This window comes from Dyella subtropica (assembly GCF_026283965.1).
GTDB classification, from domain to species: domain Bacteria; phylum Pseudomonadota; class Gammaproteobacteria; order Xanthomonadales; family Rhodanobacteraceae; genus Dyella_D; species Dyella_D subtropica.
The window spans coordinates 207,811-224,029 of the sequence record NZ_JAPDPD010000005.1 but is presented as its reverse complement, the minus strand read 5'-3'; the positions used below and the strand labels follow the sequence as shown (position 1 = coordinate 224,029).

Annotated in this window: 16 protein-coding genes; 4 read left to right on the top strand and 12 right to left on the bottom strand. The window is 63.4% G+C overall.

Annotated elements, in window-relative coordinates:
- Positions 1-109: 109 nt before the first annotated feature.
- From OUZ45_RS06335 to OUZ45_RS06325, 3 genes are all read right to left on the bottom strand, one after another.
- A complete protein-coding gene (locus OUZ45_RS06335) occupies positions 110-616 on the bottom strand; it encodes a hypothetical protein (RefSeq protein ID WP_266169091.1) in 507 nt (168 codons plus the stop codon).
- A gap of 23 nt (positions 617-639) precedes the next feature.
- Positions 640-1,653: an amidohydrolase family protein gene (locus OUZ45_RS06330; RefSeq protein WP_266169090.1), complete on the bottom strand. Its 1,014-nt coding sequence runs from the start codon at positions 1,651-1,653 to the stop codon at positions 640-642.
- A gap of 116 nt (positions 1,654-1,769) precedes the next feature.
- On the bottom strand, positions 1,770-3,857 hold the full coding sequence (locus OUZ45_RS06325) for an FUSC family protein (protein ID WP_266169089.1): 2,088 nt from the start codon (positions 3,855-3,857) through the stop codon (positions 1,770-1,772).
- 260 nt (positions 3,858-4,117) lie between these two features.
- On the opposite strand from OUZ45_RS06325, the gene OUZ45_RS06320 reads away from it, so the two are divergent.
- Both OUZ45_RS06320 and OUZ45_RS06315 read left to right on the top strand, forming a co-directional pair.
- Positions 4,118-4,660: a TetR/AcrR family transcriptional regulator gene (locus OUZ45_RS06320; RefSeq protein ID WP_266169088.1), complete on the top strand. Its 543-nt coding sequence runs from the start codon at positions 4,118-4,120 to the stop codon at positions 4,658-4,660.
- 154 nt (positions 4,661-4,814) lie between these two features.
- A complete protein-coding gene (locus tag OUZ45_RS06315; RefSeq protein ID WP_266169087.1) occupies positions 4,815-5,645 on the top strand; it encodes a hypothetical protein in 831 nt (276 codons plus the stop codon).
- 375 nt (positions 5,646-6,020) lie between these two features.
- Here the strand turns inward: OUZ45_RS06315 and efpL are convergent, their stop codons facing one another.
- From efpL to OUZ45_RS06280, 7 genes are all read right to left on the bottom strand, one after another.
- A complete protein-coding gene (efpL, locus tag OUZ45_RS06310) occupies positions 6,021-6,584 on the bottom strand; it encodes an elongation factor P-like protein EfpL (protein WP_266169086.1) in 564 nt (187 codons plus the stop codon).
- Positions 6,585-6,745: 161 nt separating this feature from the next.
- Positions 6,746-7,513 carry an SDR family NAD(P)-dependent oxidoreductase gene (locus OUZ45_RS06305; RefSeq protein WP_266169085.1) on the bottom strand — a complete coding sequence of 256 codons (768 nt, stop codon included), beginning with the start codon at positions 7,511-7,513 and terminating at the stop codon, positions 6,746-6,748.
- Positions 7,514-7,589: 76 nt separating this feature from the next.
- Complete coding sequence (locus tag OUZ45_RS06300; RefSeq protein ID WP_266169084.1) at positions 7,590-8,156, bottom strand: GNAT family N-acetyltransferase; 567 nt, start codon at positions 8,154-8,156, stop codon at positions 7,590-7,592.
- Positions 8,131-8,619 carry a GNAT family N-acetyltransferase gene (locus tag OUZ45_RS06295; RefSeq protein WP_266169083.1) on the bottom strand — a complete coding sequence of 163 codons (489 nt, stop codon included), beginning with the start codon at positions 8,617-8,619 and terminating at the stop codon, positions 8,131-8,133. Before OUZ45_RS06295 ends, OUZ45_RS06300 begins: the two co-directional genes overlap by 26 nt.
- Positions 8,616-9,230, bottom strand: coding sequence for a YdeI/OmpD-associated family protein (locus OUZ45_RS06290; RefSeq protein WP_266169082.1), 615 nt, complete (start codon positions 9,228-9,230; stop codon positions 8,616-8,618). The genes OUZ45_RS06295 and OUZ45_RS06290 overlap by 4 nt, the downstream gene beginning before the upstream one ends.
- 9 nt (positions 9,231-9,239) lie before the next feature.
- Positions 9,240-9,728 carry a GNAT family N-acetyltransferase gene (locus OUZ45_RS06285; RefSeq protein WP_266169081.1) on the bottom strand — a complete coding sequence of 163 codons (489 nt, stop codon included), beginning with the start codon at positions 9,726-9,728 and terminating at the stop codon, positions 9,240-9,242.
- Entirely contained in the window at positions 9,725-11,044 is a 1,320-nt protein-coding gene (locus tag OUZ45_RS06280) for a metal-dependent hydrolase family protein (RefSeq protein WP_266169080.1), read from the bottom strand. The genes OUZ45_RS06285 and OUZ45_RS06280 overlap by 4 nt, the downstream gene beginning before the upstream one ends.
- A 340-nt stretch (positions 11,045-11,384) precedes the next feature.
- Here OUZ45_RS06280 and OUZ45_RS06275 point away from each other — a divergent pair, with 340 nt between their 5' ends.
- On the top strand, positions 11,385-11,579 hold the full coding sequence (locus OUZ45_RS06275; protein ID WP_266169079.1) for a hypothetical protein: 195 nt from the start codon (positions 11,385-11,387) through the stop codon (positions 11,577-11,579).
- Between the two features lie 6 nt (positions 11,580-11,585).
- On the opposite strand, the gene OUZ45_RS06270 is transcribed toward OUZ45_RS06275, so the two are convergent.
- The gene (locus tag OUZ45_RS06270; protein WP_266169078.1) at positions 11,586-12,287 is read right to left on the bottom strand and encodes an alpha/beta fold hydrolase; all 702 of its coding nucleotides are present in this window, start codon (positions 12,285-12,287) and stop codon (positions 11,586-11,588) included.
- A gap of 149 nt (positions 12,288-12,436) precedes the next feature.
- A complete protein-coding gene (locus OUZ45_RS06265; protein WP_266169077.1) occupies positions 12,437-13,834 on the bottom strand; it encodes a GntP family permease in 1,398 nt (465 codons plus the stop codon).
- 168 nt (positions 13,835-14,002) lie between these two features.
- Here OUZ45_RS06265 and OUZ45_RS06260 point away from each other — a divergent pair, with 168 nt between their 5' ends.
- On the top strand, positions 14,003-16,219 hold the full coding sequence (locus OUZ45_RS06260) for a TonB-dependent receptor (protein ID WP_266169076.1): 2,217 nt from the start codon (positions 14,003-14,005) through the stop codon (positions 16,217-16,219).

The following is a 16,219-nucleotide window of genomic DNA, read 5'->3' as shown; positions in this document are numbered from 1 at the left end:
GCACCCTGTGCGCGATGCCCTGCGTGAGCAGGGCTGCGCCTTTGCTGTCGCTAGCCAACCGGCCCTGCTCGCGCAGGGCATCGCGCACAGGGTGCGCTCCTACAGGTTTCTATTTGAGCCGCTCCGCGATCGCATCGCAGCCTTTGTCGAATGCGGCCTTCCATGCCGGGCCGGCCTGGCTCTGTGCAGGGCGCACGCAGCGTAGCTGGATGGCGTGGCCATCTTTGAACCAGTAGCGTTCGACGTAGTTGAACTGAGCTCCGCTTTCCTGGGCGGTGTAGGCGGCGCTGTTCGGTCCCTGGTTGTTGCCGGCCTGATAGCCGGTTAGCGCCTTGGCCTTGGCGGTGAAGCCGCTCACGTATTGCTGAAATTCGTTGACGTCGGCCACTTGCTTCACCGTGACGGTGACACGGGCGAGCGCGGTGTTGCCGGTGGGTGAGGTGTCGGGTACCTGGAAGACGCGCAGTTCGGGGTCGCCCTGGGTTTCCATGATGACGAGCCAGTTGTCGGGCGCGCTGAAGTGCACGCTGCCGTTGGCCATGGTGATGTCGGTTGCGTGTGTGGTGCCGGCCAGCAGCAGGGCGCCGGCTACGATGGTGTTGCGCAAAAAGCTCATGCCAGATCCTGTGCGGTACGTTATCAGTCGGTGGCGAAACGGTAGTGGGGCAGTCCCAGCCATTCCAGCGCGGTGCCGTGGAACAGGCGCGCGCGCTGGGTGTCGTCCAGGCCCAGGGCCTCGATACCGCTGCCCGGGTGCTGTTCACCCAGTGGGAAAGGATAATCGGTGCCGAGCATCACGCGCTCGACGCCGGTCACATCCAGCAGATAACGCAGTGCCTGCGGGTCGTGCACGCAGGAGTCGAAGTACAGCCGCTTCAGGTATTCCCGCGGGTTGCGCGGGTTGTCGGTGGCGACCAGGTCCGGGCGCATGCGGAAGCCGTGTTCGATGCGGCCGATGGTCCATGGAAAGCTGCCGCCGCCATGGGCCAGCATCACGCGCAGCTTGGGCAGCCGCTCCAGCACGCCGCCGAAGGCCAGGCAGCAGGCCGCGCGCGATTGCTCGGCCGGCATACCCACCAGCCAGGGCAGCCAGTATTTGGGCATCTCGGCCGTGCCCATCATGTCCCAGGGGTGCACCAGGATCGCGGCGCCCAGATCGGCGGCTGCCTCGAAGAAGGGGAACAGTTCGGGCGCGTCCAGGTTCCAGTCGTTGCAATGCGAGCCGACCTGTACGCCCTGCAGGCCCAGCTCGTCGATGCAACGTTCCAGCTCACGGATGGCCAGGTCAGGCGACTGCAGCGGCACCGTGCCGATGCCAGCGTAATGGCGCGGGTAGTCACGGCACAGGCCGGCGGAGTGGTCGTTGAGGTGGCGATGCAGTTCCAGTGCCTGGTAGCCCGGTGCCCAGTAGGAGAACAGCACCGGCACGGTGGAAATCACTTGCACGTCCACGCCGAAGCGGGCGTAGTCGTCGATGCGGTGCTGCGGGTCGAAGGCCGAGTCCCACACTTCGCGGAAAAATTTGCCGTCCTTGTAGATCCGGTGTCGCCCGTCGTTGTGGATCATCACCGGAAAGCGGTCGTTGCCGTACTTGGCCGCAAGATTCGGCCAGTCGCGGGGCAGGATGTGCGCGTGGGTATCGATCTTCAGCATGGGGCCAGTGTAGAGCGTCCGCGTTGTCACGCCTTGTCGCGCCGCCGCAAGCCAGGGGCGGACAGGGATAGTCGGAACATCAAAAACGAAGAACAACGCTGCTCCGTAGAACTGCCTTACGCTGTGGCAGCCGTCTTTTGCCGCTCTCCACGCCCCACGATATGCGCCAGCGTATTCACGTTGTCGACGAGACGGTCGCTGATGCGGTCGAGCAGCCCGGCGGCGCGGCGGTCTTCGGCCATGGCGAGCAGGGAGGTGAGGCTGCGCTGGAGTGCGCGCAGGTCAGGCAGGGCGTTGGGCGATTGGCTATCGCGCAGCGCGATGGCGATGGTGTGCAAGGCGGTGGCGGCGTTTTCGACGAAGGCGCCGATCTCGGTTGGTTCCGGCAATGGGTCGTGGTCGTCGATCAACGCCTCGAGTGTCATCGCGGTGCGGGCCAGGCGATTGCCGTTGGCGAACAGCGCGTTGGCCAGGTCCAGCAGATGGGGTGGCGTGGCCGGTTCGGTACGCATGCGATCCAGCGAGGCTTGCGCGTTGCTGCGCGCGGTGCGTGCGGCGGTGCGCGCCTCGCGATGGCTGTCGCGCCGGTCGGTGCGCGAGAGCGCGTGCAAGTAACCGGCGTAGGCGTCGAGCATGTCGGCCAGGGCGGCGCGGGCGCGGCTGCGTTCCCAGGTCGGCCACAGCACGTAGGCGAGCAGCGCCATGCCGCTGCCCATGGCGGTGTTGATGACGCGGTCGATCACTGCGTCGCTGGGGTTCACGCCTTCGAAGGAGAGCAGGATCACCACGGTGCCAGTGAGCGCGGCCACGGCGATGCCGTAGTGCGCCGTGGCGAGATAGCGAAAGGCCATGCACAGCACCGCCATCAAGGCCAGATGCGCCCAGGGTTCGTGTGGACTGATATGCAACAGAGCGGTGGTGAGAATCAGGCCGAGTACCGTGCCCACCACGCGCAGGAAGCCGAAGTTGAAGGTGGCGGCAAAATCGGGGCGTAGCACGATCGCCGCCGTCATCGGCAGCCAGTAGCCGTGCGGAAGCCCGAGCTTGCGCGCGATCAGCAGCGCGGCGCTCAGGCAGACCGCGCTGCGCACCGCATGGCGGAACGCCACCGAGTGCGGCGTGAGGTTGGCGCGCAGCGTGGACCAGGCGGAATCGCCGCGAAGGGCGGTGGGCAGCGGGGTCTCCGCCGCGGAAGCGCGCCATTCGCCGCGACTACCGGCCCAGTTGGCATTACGCACGGCCGCGGCCAACTGGCCTGAGAGTGCGTGGATATGCGTGGCGAGGCTTTCGCTGCTGCCATTGCGGCCGAGCAGAGCATTCTCGCTGGCTTGCAGGGTTTGCAGCGCGCGTTCGGCCTGTTGCGGCGATTCGCCTTCCTCCAGCGCATCGGCGATGGCGGCCAGCACGCGTGCGGCGTCGCTGCGGAACATGGCATGCACGGTGGGGTTGGCGCGCAACTCGGCCATGGCGGTGAGTTCGAGGCGGATGCGCTCGGCCAGCTCGAGCAGCACGCAGAAAGCTTCCATCGCGCGCCCGTGCGCATGGTGCCGGCCGAGCAGGGTGTGTTGCAGCGTGGTCATGGCATCCGTGAGCGCAGGGACGTCGGCATCGTCATGCGCCTGTTGCCGCGCCAGGCCGGACAGGCCGCGATACACCGCGGCTAGCGCGTGCCGCTCCGGGCGATAGCGTTGCAGCGGCCACGCAGCCACCGAGAACAGCGCCAGCAGCAAGCCGCCGGCGAAGATCAGCCCGGCGCCGCTCAGCGCCCCGATCAGCGACGTGGGCGAAGCGGCGGTGACCACCAGCAGGATCATGCTGGTCATGCCCACGCGGGCGATGTCCACGCCGAACACCACGAGCAAGCCGCCGAAGAAGCCGAATGCGGCGGTGGCGATCAGCATGGGCAGTAACTGGTCGCCAATCAGAAAGCCCAGCAACGAAGCCAGCCCCGCCGCGAGCGAGGCCAGAAACAGCTGCCACATGCGCTGCCGATAGGGGCCGGGCTGGTCGGAGAACATGGTATCCAGCGCGCCAGCTGCGATGCCGATACCCACCGCCGGGTAGCCGGTGGCGAGGCCGATGCCAAGCGGCAGAATCACGGCAGCGGTATTACGCAGCACCACCCTGAGCGGGACATCCGGTCGCTTGGCGGTGAGCAGGCTTTCGATGACCGTGGTACGTAGCGAATAACCGCCGGCAGGCATGGGATTCTTTCACTCCTAAAAGATCCGTTGATTCTGCCTGGGACAGGCTGAAGTAGGCGCGAAGCGTTAGCGTGTTTGAAGGCTGCCTCAGCTCGCATTGACTGCGACGAAGGCCCCTCCAGCACCGACAACGGGATCACGCCATGGATGTAAAATCAACGGCATAGGCCTTTCGGCCGTCGCTATCGCTTAGAGTAGGCCCGGTTGTGCGGACGCGCAGCTGTCCTGATTTGCCCGCTCTGATTTGCCTAGGGTCACCCATGAAGACAGATCCATCCAACTTGATCGAGGTGTCGCTCTCGCTATTTCGAAGCAAGGGATACAGGCGCACCTCCATGGCCGACATCGGCCGGGCCAGCGGTCTACTGAAGGGGAGTATCTATCACCACTTTCCGAACAAAGAGCGCCTGCTGATCGAAGTTCTTCAGCATGTCATCGGCCTGTTCGAGGATGGCGTCTTCGCCCAGGCCCGCCGTGCCGACCTGAGCGAGAAGGAGCGCTTGGACGGGATGATCGACGCGGTGGAGAGCTACTACATCCAGCACCGGGTCTGTGCCTTGGTGCATCTATGGCCCGACGCCTTGCAGGAGAGCGCCGAGGCCCGCCAGATGATCCAGCAGTTCTTTCGCGACTGGCGGGATTTGCTGGCTGACCTGCTCGAGCCGCGTTACGGCCGGGCCGAGGCCCAGCGCCTGGCGACCGATGCCCTGGCTCGGATCGAGGGCGCAGTGATCTGGCTGCAGATCGTGGGGGAGGAGGAAGCGCTCAGACAGTGCAGCGATCAGGTTCGTAACTTATTGTAGGTAAAGGGGCTGCTTTACAGCAGTAGAATTGTCTGATAAAAAACCAAACGTTTGGTTTTGTGCGACATGAGTGCAGTCAAACACCGGGGGGAACACGCCGATGCCTTCTTTGATGGCTGATATGGATCAACCTCGCAAAAAGGCGATTGCCGTCATGCGAGGCAGCATTCCCAGTGAATCGTGGCAGCGAAATGCGGCTTTCGTCGAGAACCTGCGTTACCTGATCGCCAACCATCCGGTGGCGAAGCATCGGGCGATTGGTGTGCTCAACGGCGGTACGCTCGACGCGGCGGCGATGCGGACGATCCATCTGGAGTACCGCCACGCGATCGTGCAGATCTTCACCGACGCGTTGCTGGCTGCGCAATTGCAGACGCGTCAGCTGGAACCCCGGCTGCATCCGGGCGCCAAGCTGGCGCCGCGCTTCTTGATCACGCTCAACGATCTGGACGAATTCGGCTTTCGGCCAGGCAGCGACGCCGACGGCTACTACCGCGGCAACCCCGAATATGCGCATTACCCGTTGTTCGAGAAGGTGCTGGACGACTACGGCATTACTCGGCAGCAGCGTCAGTCTTATGTACCTAGCCAGATCTCCCGCGCCGTGCGCGAATTTTTGGAACAGAGCTACGGCAACTACCTCGACGTGACCGTGCTGCTGGCGGCCGCGGAAGAGGAAGTGATCCTGTTCAGTCCGCCGCTGCGCGAAGCGACGCGTGCGCTCGGCATTAACGTCGACGAAGGCTACTACTTCGTTCACGGCGTCAGCGCGGATGAAAACTCGGACGCCGCGGACGACGATCACGAGAACGACCTGTGGACGATCCTCACCCAGGCGCTCACTCCCGACCAGTATCCGCGTGTGCAGGCGCTATGCCTGCGCTATTGCGATCTATGGGAACAGTTCTGGACGGCCCAACTGGCTCATGTGCATCCGATGGCGGCGGTGCAGGAGAGTCGGGTGGGTATGGCCGAAGCGGTTTGAACGATGGAGGGAGGCCCATGGAACAGGGCTTTCCCACGGGACATGGAGGTGCCAGGTACAAGGATGCACCATAGCTGATCAGCGCGCCGGGCGGGATCAGCTAGGGAGCGAGTCCGGCACATGATGCGCCGGGCTCGCACACCTCTGAGGCCATTGGTGAGATGGCTTTGGCTTCCAGGGATGGTGTTGTTGTAACCGAGGTGCAGGGCGGGATCGGGATGGTCGCGCAGCTGCATCGGATGGGGGCGGTGTCCGGGGAGTGCCATGACCCCGGCCTAGGAGCCGCCCGTTCGATTTACCGGGTGATGTCTACGTTAGGCCCGTGGATTCCACGGGCCTCTTTTTTCGCGCGGCGCAGTGAAGTCGAACCGGCTCTTAGGCGCGGCCGGCGAACTCGCCAGTGAGCGTGTTCACCCACACCTTCTCATCGTTGGTGATGTATTCGGGCACCTGGATTTCGATGCCCGTGTCCAACTTGGCCGGCTTGGTGCGCTTGGTGGCGCTGGCGCCCTTCAGTTCCGGCGCGGTATCCACCACGGTCAGCACGACGCTGGTAGGCACCTGCAGGCCGACCGGCGCGTCGTCGATCAACTGCACGTAATAGCCTTCCACGCTCTCGACGATATAGCCGCTGTTGTCACCGACCAGTTCCGGCGACAGCAGGTATTGGGTGTAGTCCTCCGCGTCCATGAACACAAACGCGTCGCCATCCATGTAGGAGAAGTTGGCTGCGCGGCGTACCAGATCCATCTCTTTCAGATCATCGTCGGCGCGCAGGCTCAAGTCGTACTTGCGCCCGCCGGGGATGGAATACAGCGTGAAGCGGAAAGTGACGTTGCCGCCACGCGCCGTGGGCGAGCTGCGCTCGATATCGCGCACCTGATAGACGATGCCTTCGTGTTCGACCACGTTGCCTTTCTTGACGTCGGAAGCTTTCATGGGTGCAAAAACCGGATGAGTAGGGGTTTCAGATTCGTCATTCCGGCGAAGGCCGGAATCCAGTCAGGCAACTCGTGCGAAGCACTCAGAAGAGATTTCGTGTGCTTCGCACGCCTATTTCACTGGATTCCGGCCTGCGCCGGAATGACGGCAATGGGGGCTTACTTAGGCTGTAACCGCACCGCGCCGTCAAGGCGAATCGTTTCGCCATTGATATAGCGGTTGCCCAGGATGAAGGCGACGGTGGAGGCGTACTCCTCCGGCTTACCCAGGCGCGACGGGAACGGAATGGAAGCCGACAGCGACTCCTGCACCTGCGGCGGCATGTTGTCCACCATCGGCGTCCAGAAGATGCCCGGCGCGATCGTCGCCACGCGGATGCCGAAGCGCGACAGCTCGCGCGCCATCGGCAAGGTCATGCCCACCACACCGCCCTTGGACGCGGAATACGCCGCCTGGCCGATCTGGCCTTCGTAAGCGGCCACGCTGGCGGTGTTGATGATCACGCCGCGCTCGCCATCTTCACCGGCCTCGTTGTTCTGCATCAGGGCAGCGCCAGCCTTGGCCACGTTGAAGCTGCCAACCAAATTCACCATCACGGTGCTGGCGAAGGTATTCAGCGGCATTGGGCCTTCTTTGCCGAGCACGCGGCCCGCGCCCAGGATGCCGGCGCAGTTGATCACCACGTTCAGCCCACCCATCGCTTCGCGCGCGGCGGCCACGTTGGTGGTCACACCTTCTTCCGACGTGACGTCAGTGCGGAAGAAATGGGCGCTGGCGCCCAAGGCCTTGGCCGCTTCCTGGCCCTTCTCTTCGTTGACGTCGAACAGCGCGACCTGGCCGCCGTTGGCAACGAAGTGCTGGGCCACCGCGTGGCCGAGACCGGAGGCGCCGCCGGTGATAATCGCCTTGACCTGCTGGAGCTGCATGGAACGTCCTCGGTAATGCCGAAAAGCGAAATGGTAGCTGAGGAGGCCGGCGGCACGCTCGCCGCGCTGCGGGGTGTCAGTCTGCCGGCAGTCCCCGCCAGGTGGGCTGGTGTTGCAGAAGGTCAAACGGCACGACCGGTTGCGGCGGCGTGGCGGGCGGCTGCAATTCCTTCTGCCACACGCCGACATCCCACCATCGGCCCAACTTGTAGCCTGCCTTGCGCCAAACGCCGGCAGGCGCAAAGCCCATCGTTTCATGCATCGCCACGCTCGCCTCGCCGGGCAGGGTGATGACACCCACCGCCTGGTTGATGCCCTGCATGCGCATGGTCTCCAACAGCGCCGCATAAAGCCGGCGCGCGATGCCGCGGCGTTGTGCATCGGCGTGCACATAGATGGATGTTTCGGCGATCCAGTCATAAGCGGCGCGATCGCGAAAGCGGCTGGCATAGGCATAGGCCAGGATCTTGCCGTTCTCTTCCCACACCAGCCACGGGTACTGCGCCAACCGGGCGAGCACGCGTTCGCGCATCACGGTTTCGCCAGGCAGCTCCGTCTCGAACGTGGCCATGCCCTCCAGCACGTGTGGAGCGTAGATGGCGTGGATGGCGGCGGCGTCACTCGGCTGGGCGATGCGGATCATGCAAAACCTTTTCCATGCAGATGCTTTGGGGGTTGGCGTGGTGGTCGCCGAACGGCGGGCAGCGTCGGTAGCCGGCGCGGCCATACAGCTCCAGTGCTTCGGCTTGGGCAGTGCCGGTCTCCAGGCGGATCACCCGGACGCCGGTGGTGCGCACATGCCTCTCCAGGGCTTCCAGCAATTGCTTGCCCAGGCCCAGACCACGGCAGGCCGGCAGCACGTACATGCGCTTCACTTCCACGTAGTCGCCATGGTCGACGCAAGCACCACAGGCCACTGGCGTGCCGTCCACGCGCGCGGTGAGGAAGGTGACGTTGGGATGCCGCAATTCCTCCACCGACACCGGCTGGATATTGGCTGTGGGGTAGAGCTCGGCCAGATAGCCGTCCAATTGCGCGATGAGCGGAACGATGTCCGGCGCGCCGGGGTCGTCGATGGCGAAATGCAGGGTCGGTCGATGGTTCACTGATACTTCCAGTTGCGTTGCTTGCCTTCCGCAAGCCATTCCAATGTGGTGGCGATACGTTTCTGGCGCGTGGCGTCGGTCTTGGCCTCGATGATCCAGTCAACGTATTCGCGTTGAGCGCCCGGGCCGAGACGTTCATAAGTCTTACGTGCTGCGGCATGTTTCCTTTGCGAGAGCAGTGCCGCGAGATCCTCAGGCAGCGACGGTGGCGGCTTGGGCGCGGACTTCGGGCGCTTCTGCTTTACGCCGGCATCGGCCAGGGCCATGGCCTTCCTGATGAGCGCCGTGAACTCCTTCTTGCCTGGCAGATCGCGCACCGAAGCCAGCTTGCCGAACTGGCCCATGCCGCCGTTCGTCTCACCACCGTTCTCCGCATCCTCGCCCAGCACCTCCTTGTACAGCCAGAAGCCGAAGCTGCAGTGCTGCTTGAACGCCGCCATCCCGCACATCATGCCGCCCTTGTAACTGAAATACGGCATGCCCCATTTCAGGCCTTCTTCCACCTCGGGGCAGGCGGCATGCACGGTATCGCGAATATGTTCCAGGATCGGCCGTGCGAACTCGGCGGACTTGGCGATATAGGCGTCGATGCGTGGATCGTGACGAGTCATGGCTGGCGCTCACAAATCGCGGATGAAAAAGCGATCGCAGCTGAAGTGGCCGGTGCCGCCCATCGGCGCGCACAGCGGCTCGAAGCCGTTGCGCTTGTACAGCACCTGCGCCGCATCCATGCCGGTCAGTGTTTCAAGGTAGCAGCGTCGGAAACCCTCCGCGCGGGCCGCGTCCAGACAGCGTTGCATCATTGCGCTGCCGGCGCCGATGCCGCGCGCATCGGCAAGAAAATACATCTTGCGCAGTTCGCACACGTCTTCCTCGCCATTCTCCAGCGGCGCGATACCGCCACCGCCGATCACCAGGCCGTCGCGTTCGACCACGAAGTAGGCGCTGCGCGGGCGCGCATACGACTCGTACATGGTGTCCACTTCCGCGTCGTGGATGGCAAAGCCGGGGCCGTCCGCGCCGAACTCCGGCATCACCGTGCGGATGATGGCGGCGACGGCAGTGTTGTCGCGGGGCTCGATGGGGCGGATTAGAAAGGTGATGGTCATGGAGTGTGATCGGGCGTGCGGTAGATGGTGCCGTCTTTCATCACGAAGACGGGATGCTGTAAATCGTCGATCCGTTGGCTGGGATCACCGCTGAACGCGGCGAGATCCGCACGCAGTCCTGGCGCGATGCGGCCAAAGCGATCTTGCTGGCGCAAGATGCGCGCCGCAACGTCAGTCGACGCGTGTAAGGCCAGCGCGGCGGCCATGCCCGCGCGCACCATCGCCGCCGGCTCGCGCCAATTGCTGCCATGTGCGAACACGCCCACATCGCTGCCATTGCCGATGGTGACGCCGAGCTTGAGCGCCGTGCGGAACGCGCGCTCCGCCTCGCGCATGCGCGGCGTCGGTTCGCTCTGCCCGGGCACGTAGTGCTCGAAATACTCCGCGGTGGATTCCACGGCCGTCAGCGTCGGCTCGTAAGCCACGCCGCGCTGCTTCATCAAACGGAAAGTGGTTTCGCTGGCGCCATAGCCGTGCTCGATGCTGTCCACGCCAGCCTCCACCGCCATGCGCACCCCAGCGTCGCTGGCGGCATGCGCGGCCACCGGGCGGCCGGACAAATGTGCGGTATCGACGATGGCTTTCATCTCGGCTGCTGACAGAGTCGGCACGGTGCCACCATTCGGACCGACGCGGTAGTCCGCATAGAGCTTGATCCAGTCCGCGCCATGGCCCGCCTGTTCGCGCGTCGCACGCATGGCGGCATCGACGCCGCTGACTTCTTCGGCACCACCAGGCAGATCGATGTCAGGGCGAAAGCCGCGCGGCCCCGGCCCATAACTGGCGCTGGCCACGATGGCGCGCGTGGCGATGAACAGTCGTGGGCCGGGAATCATGCCTTCGTCAATCGCACGCTTTACCGACACATCGGCGTAACCGGCGCCTTCCGTGCCCAGGTCGCGCAGCGTGGTAAAGCCTGCCAGCAGCGTATCGCGCGCGTGCGCCGCCGCCGCCAGCGTGCGGTAATCCTGCGGTTCCTTCAGCACCTGATCGTTCCACAGGGTTTCGTTGTACGGGTGCAGGAACAGGTGGGAGTGGAGGTCGATCAGGCCGGGGGTAAGCGTGGTGCCGGGGAGCTCGATACGTTGCGTGCCTTCTGGCACGCTGATGGATGCCGTAGGCCCCGCAGCGGCGATGGTTCCCTCATGCACGAGGATGGCCCAGCCGGTGTGTGTGTTATTGCCTTCGGCCGTCCATACGCGATCGGGGAGTAGGAGTACGTCGCCCTTGGTGTTGGCTGCGAAAGAGGGTGGGGTGGCGAGCACGGCGAGTGCCGCGACGGTTCGGAACAGGCAGGTTTTCCATCGCGGGGGCATCGACGGTCTTCCTAACGGGGAAGACTGGATCATAACGGGGCTGGGCAATGGATGGTTCTTCTGATGCTTGCAATTGCTTGCCTAACTTCGTCATTCCGGCGTAGGCCGGAATCCAGTGCCTTGTCGCTCGGTTGTCGCGTTATCGCAACCTGGCTCGCCTGCGGCGGGCTTCCGTCCTCCTGCCGGAGGCCGGGTCACTTTTCTCTGTTTGGCCAGAGAAAAGTAACCAAAAGAGAGGCCACCCCGGTTACGCGCCCTCCGGCTTCGCCTGCGGGTTCGTGAGGGCTGGCCGGGCTTTTCGACACGACGTCCCTGTCGTGTCGAAAAGGCGCAGGCATCCATGCCTGCGCCCCCTTCGGGGCCTGATCGTCCAGCCCTCACCGCTGCACAGGGGACCCTGAAGATCAAAGGCAAAACCAAAAGCAAAGGCAAAGGCAAAGGCAAAGGCAAAGGCAAAGGCAAAGGCAAAGGCAAAGGCAAAGGCAAAGGCAAAGGCAAAGGCAAAGGCAAAGGCAAAGGCAAAGGCAAAAAGTAGCGTTGCTTATTGCAGCAGGAGTAATTGGTCCGCCGCGGTATACCAGAGCAATCCGTAGTGGCCGTAGTTGTAGGTGTAGCTGTCTGTTTCACCGTCGATGCTGGAGGTGTGCACGCCGCCTACGGTGCATACGCCGCCGTAGCAGTTGATTTCGTCGATCCAGGATTTGAACGAATACATCTTTTGGCCGAAACGGTGTCCGGTGATGCTGTTGAGGAAGGGGCTGTTCACGGACAGGCCCCAGTAGCCGCAGGTGTTCGTGGCGACGTTGAACGGATAGGTGCCGCAGGACCATAGGCCGTGGAAGGCGCCGGCGATGCCGATGAAGACGTCGACCTTGTCGGCCACATTGAGTTTGTCGATCTCATGTGCGGCGAGGGTGGCGCCCATCGAATGGCCGATGACGTCGATATGCCCGGTGCAGGAGCCGGCGATGGCGGCGGTGATGGCGTCGCTTACCGGCGGCTCGTTGCTGCCGTTGTGGTCGTTGCAAGCGGCGCAGTAGGGGTTGCCCCAGCTGGGCGCGTAGATCTGCGAATCGCTGTAGCCGTTTTGGTGCAGAAGGTCATAGGTGTTCTGGAAATCGCTCGGGCTGCCGGTATTGCCGTGCACCAGCACGACATTGTCGACGCAGGCCGCGTGCAGGCCGAAGCCTGGTATCAGCAACAGCAGGGCCAGCAGGCCCAGCCCCCATGATTTGATCGACATGCTGTTTGCTCCTTCGCTGTGACATGCCCCGGCAAGCCGGAGCGGTGGAGAGCCGCACCACAGGCGGTGCGGCTCCGAATCGACAGCGACGTCATCCGTCGGCGGACGGGGGGAAGGCGTCGTCATGACGGCGGCCAGATTCGGTCGGTCTAAACCCAGCCGGTCAGGTAATAAGCGGCGATCACCACGAACACGGCCAGGGTCTTGATCACGGTGATGGCGAAGATGTCGCGGTACGACTGCCGATGGGTGAGTCCGGTGACCGCCAGCAAGGTGATCACCGCGCCGTTATGCGGCAGCGTATCCATGCCGCCGGAGGCCATGGAGGCCACCCGGTGCAGCACTTCCATCGGAATGCCCGCCGTTTGCGCGTTATGGATGAAGGTCTCGGCCATCGCGGCCAGTGCGATGCTCATGCCGCCCGAGGCGGAGCCCGTGATGCCTGCCAATGCCGTGACGGAGATCGCCTGGTTCACCAGCGGATTCGGAATCGCATGCAGCGTATCGGCGATCAGCTTGAAACCAGGTAGCGCGGCGATCACTGCACCGAAACCGTATTCGGAGGCGGTATTCATCGACGCGAGCAGGGCACCGCCGACAGCTGCCTTGCTGCCTTCGGCAAAGTGGGCGACCACCGGTCGCCAGGCAAACGCCATCACGCACAAAATGCCGAGCAGAAGAGCGCCTTCCACGGCCCAGATCGCGGCCAGCTTGGAGACTTCCTGCACCACCGGTTTCGCCTCGCCGATCACAGCGGGAATGAAAGATTGGGTCGCGCCGTAGAAGCGCGGCATGGCGTCTGCCAGCAGCTTGTTGGCGACACCGACGATCACCAGCGGCAGCAGAGCGATCAACGGATGCGCAAGACGGCCGTTCTCGAATGGCGCGGGTTCGTTGACCAGCGCGCTGCCGTAGCCTTCGCCGGCCGCAGCCGCCTTGCGGCGACGCCAGTCGAGATAAAGCAGGCCGATGACCAGGATGAATGCCGAGCCGAGCGTGCCCAGCCACGGTGCTGCCCATGTCGTGGTGCCGAAAAAGGATGTCGGGATGATGTTCTGGATCTGCGCCGTACCCGGCAGCGAATCCATGGTGAAGGTGAAGGCACCCAAGGCGATGGTGCCAGGAATCAGCCGCTTGGGAATATTCGCTTCGCGAAACAATTCCTCGGCAAACGGATACACCGCGAACACCACCACAAACAGCGACACGCCGCCGTACGTGAGCAAGGCACACACCAGCACGATGGACAGCATGGCGCGGCTGCGTCCCACCAACCCGATGGTCGCGGCCACGATGGCCTTGGAAAAGCCGGACAACTCGATCAGCTTGCCGAACACCGCGCCCAGCATGAACACCGGAAAGTACAGCTTGAGAAAGCTGACCATCTTGTCCATGAATAAACCGGTGAACATCGGCGCGACCAGCGCGGGGTCGGTCAGCAACACCGCCCCCAACGCAGCGATGGGTGCGAACAGGATGACGCTGTAGCCGCGGTAAGCCGCCAACATCAGGAAACACAGCGCGGCCAGCACGATCAGAAACGCCATTCGGTCAGTCCTCGATGATCAACATCGGAAGGTTGTGGACGGCGAGTATCCCCAGGTGCCGCAAGTCACGGCACTGTACGAAGGTACAAGTGTGGTGCCGGCGACGGCCGCCTAATCTGCCCGGCATCAGCATCCGGGGGACGGGGTGCATTCACCGTGAGGGGCGATATGAAACGCACGTATTTGAGTCTGGCGATCGGGGTCGTGTTCGGCATGGTCTGTGCCGCGCCGCTGTATGCACAGCAGGCGACCGACGCACAGGCGGCCAGGCCGGCCGAGGCCAAGAAGCTCGAAGAGGTCAAGGTGACCGCGCGCAAGCGCGAGGAAACCCTGCAGGACGTGCCGATCGCGGTCAGCGCCTTCACCGCCGCCTCGCTGTTCAAGCAGAACGTGCAGAATCTCGGCGACCTGCAGGGCAAAGTGCCTTCGCTGCAGGTGTATGCCGCACGTGGCTCAAACACCACGCTCACCGCGTATATCCGCGGCGTCGGTCAGGCCGATCCGACCTGGGGCTTCGATCCGGGTGTTGGTATTTATCTGGACGATGTCTATATGGCACGTCCACAGGGCGCGCTGCTGGATGTATTCGACGTCAACCGCATCGAGGTGCTGCGCGGTCCACAGGGTACGCTGTACGGCAAGAACACCATCGGCGGCGCGATCAAGTACGTGTCGAATCCACTGCCGACTCAGCTGAATGGCGCGGTGGAAGCCACCGTCGGCACGCATGGCGAGAAGGACATCAAGGCCAATGTCGGGGGCGCGACGGCTGACGGTGTATGGCGCGGCCGTGTGGTCGTGGCCAGCGAGCATAACGATGGTTTCGGCAAGAACCTGATCGCCGACAGCCGCAATGGCAACAAAAACACTAATGCGGGACGTGCCACGCTCGGTTTCTTTCCGACCAACACGTTCAACGCCGAGCTATCGGTGGACGGCCTGCGCGACAACTCCAATCCGCGCGGCGCCAAGATGCTGGTCGCGAATAAGTTCTATCCAGCCTATCAGCCGCTATCCAGCGACTTCGATACACGCGGCGGTATGGGGCAGCGCAATCACACGGAGCTCTCGGGCGCCGCGTTGACGCTCAACTGGATCGCCAGCGAGGCGTGGACGCTGAAATCGATCACGGCATATCGCGAGTCGTCGACCGACACTAATATCGACTTCGACACGCTGCCGGTGAAGGTTGCCGACGTCAACGCGGTGTACAGCGATCACCAGTTTTCGCAAGAACTGCAGGCCAACTACGACTCGGGTGGCTCCATCCACGGCGTGTTCGGCCTGTATTACTTCAAGGGCGCGGCCAGCGGGCAGATCCACAATATCTTCCTGGGCTCGCCGCCGTTCAGCACGCTGCATCTGTCGCAGTACGGCAGCACCGGCGGGCGCATGGGCACGAAGAGCTTTGCCGGTTACGGCGATCTGACCTGGGATTTCCATCCGCAGTGGAGCCTGGATGTCGGCCTGCGACTCACCGAAGAGACCAAGACGGCGCTGATCCAGAACTACGCCTTCGCCGACGAGAGCTTCACCACACCCATCGCCACCACGGCCAACTTCAGCGGCTCGCATACGTCGCGCAACGCTTCGCCGAAGGTGTCGCTGGCCTGGACCGCCAGTGAGCAGGTCAAGCTCTACGCCACTTATAGCGAAGGCTTCCACTCCGGCGGCTACAACATCCGCGCGAACTGCGTGGCGATTCCGAATTCGTGCAAGCCGATCAAGGACGAGAAGGTGCAGTCCTTCGAGATCGGCAGCAAGATGAGCTTCTTCGACGGTCGCCTGATGATGAATACGGCGGCGTTCCACAACATCTATTCGGACATCCAGCTGTCCGTATTCACGTCCTACACCTTGCCGAATGGTAGCCAGGGCTTCTTTGGCGACTTCACCAACGCCGGCAAGGGTCATATCGATGGACTGGAAGAGGAGTTCGCATGGAAGCCTGCCGACAACTGGACCTTCAGCGGTAACTTCGCCTACCTCCACACCAAGTACACCGAGTTCATGAGCGGCGGTGTGAATATCGCCAACAGCCAGAAATTCACCAACGCGCCGAAGTGGTCGGGCGGCCTGTCGTTGGAGAACAGCTATCCGCTAGCTGGCGGCGGCAACCTCAGTGCGCGGGTCAACTACACGTACCAGAGCATGGTGTTCCCCGAAACCACGCTGTCGCCGCTGATCGCGCAGCGTGCCTATGGGTTGTGGAATGCCGGCGTGGTCTGGCAGATCAACGATCCGTGGACGTTGAGCCTGCAAGGCACCAACCTGGCGAACAAGTCCTACCGCACCACCGGCTACAACATCGCTGCGCTAGGTATCGTCACCGGGTTCTACGGGGCGCCACGCATGGTGACGTTGGCGGCGCGTTACAAGTTCTAA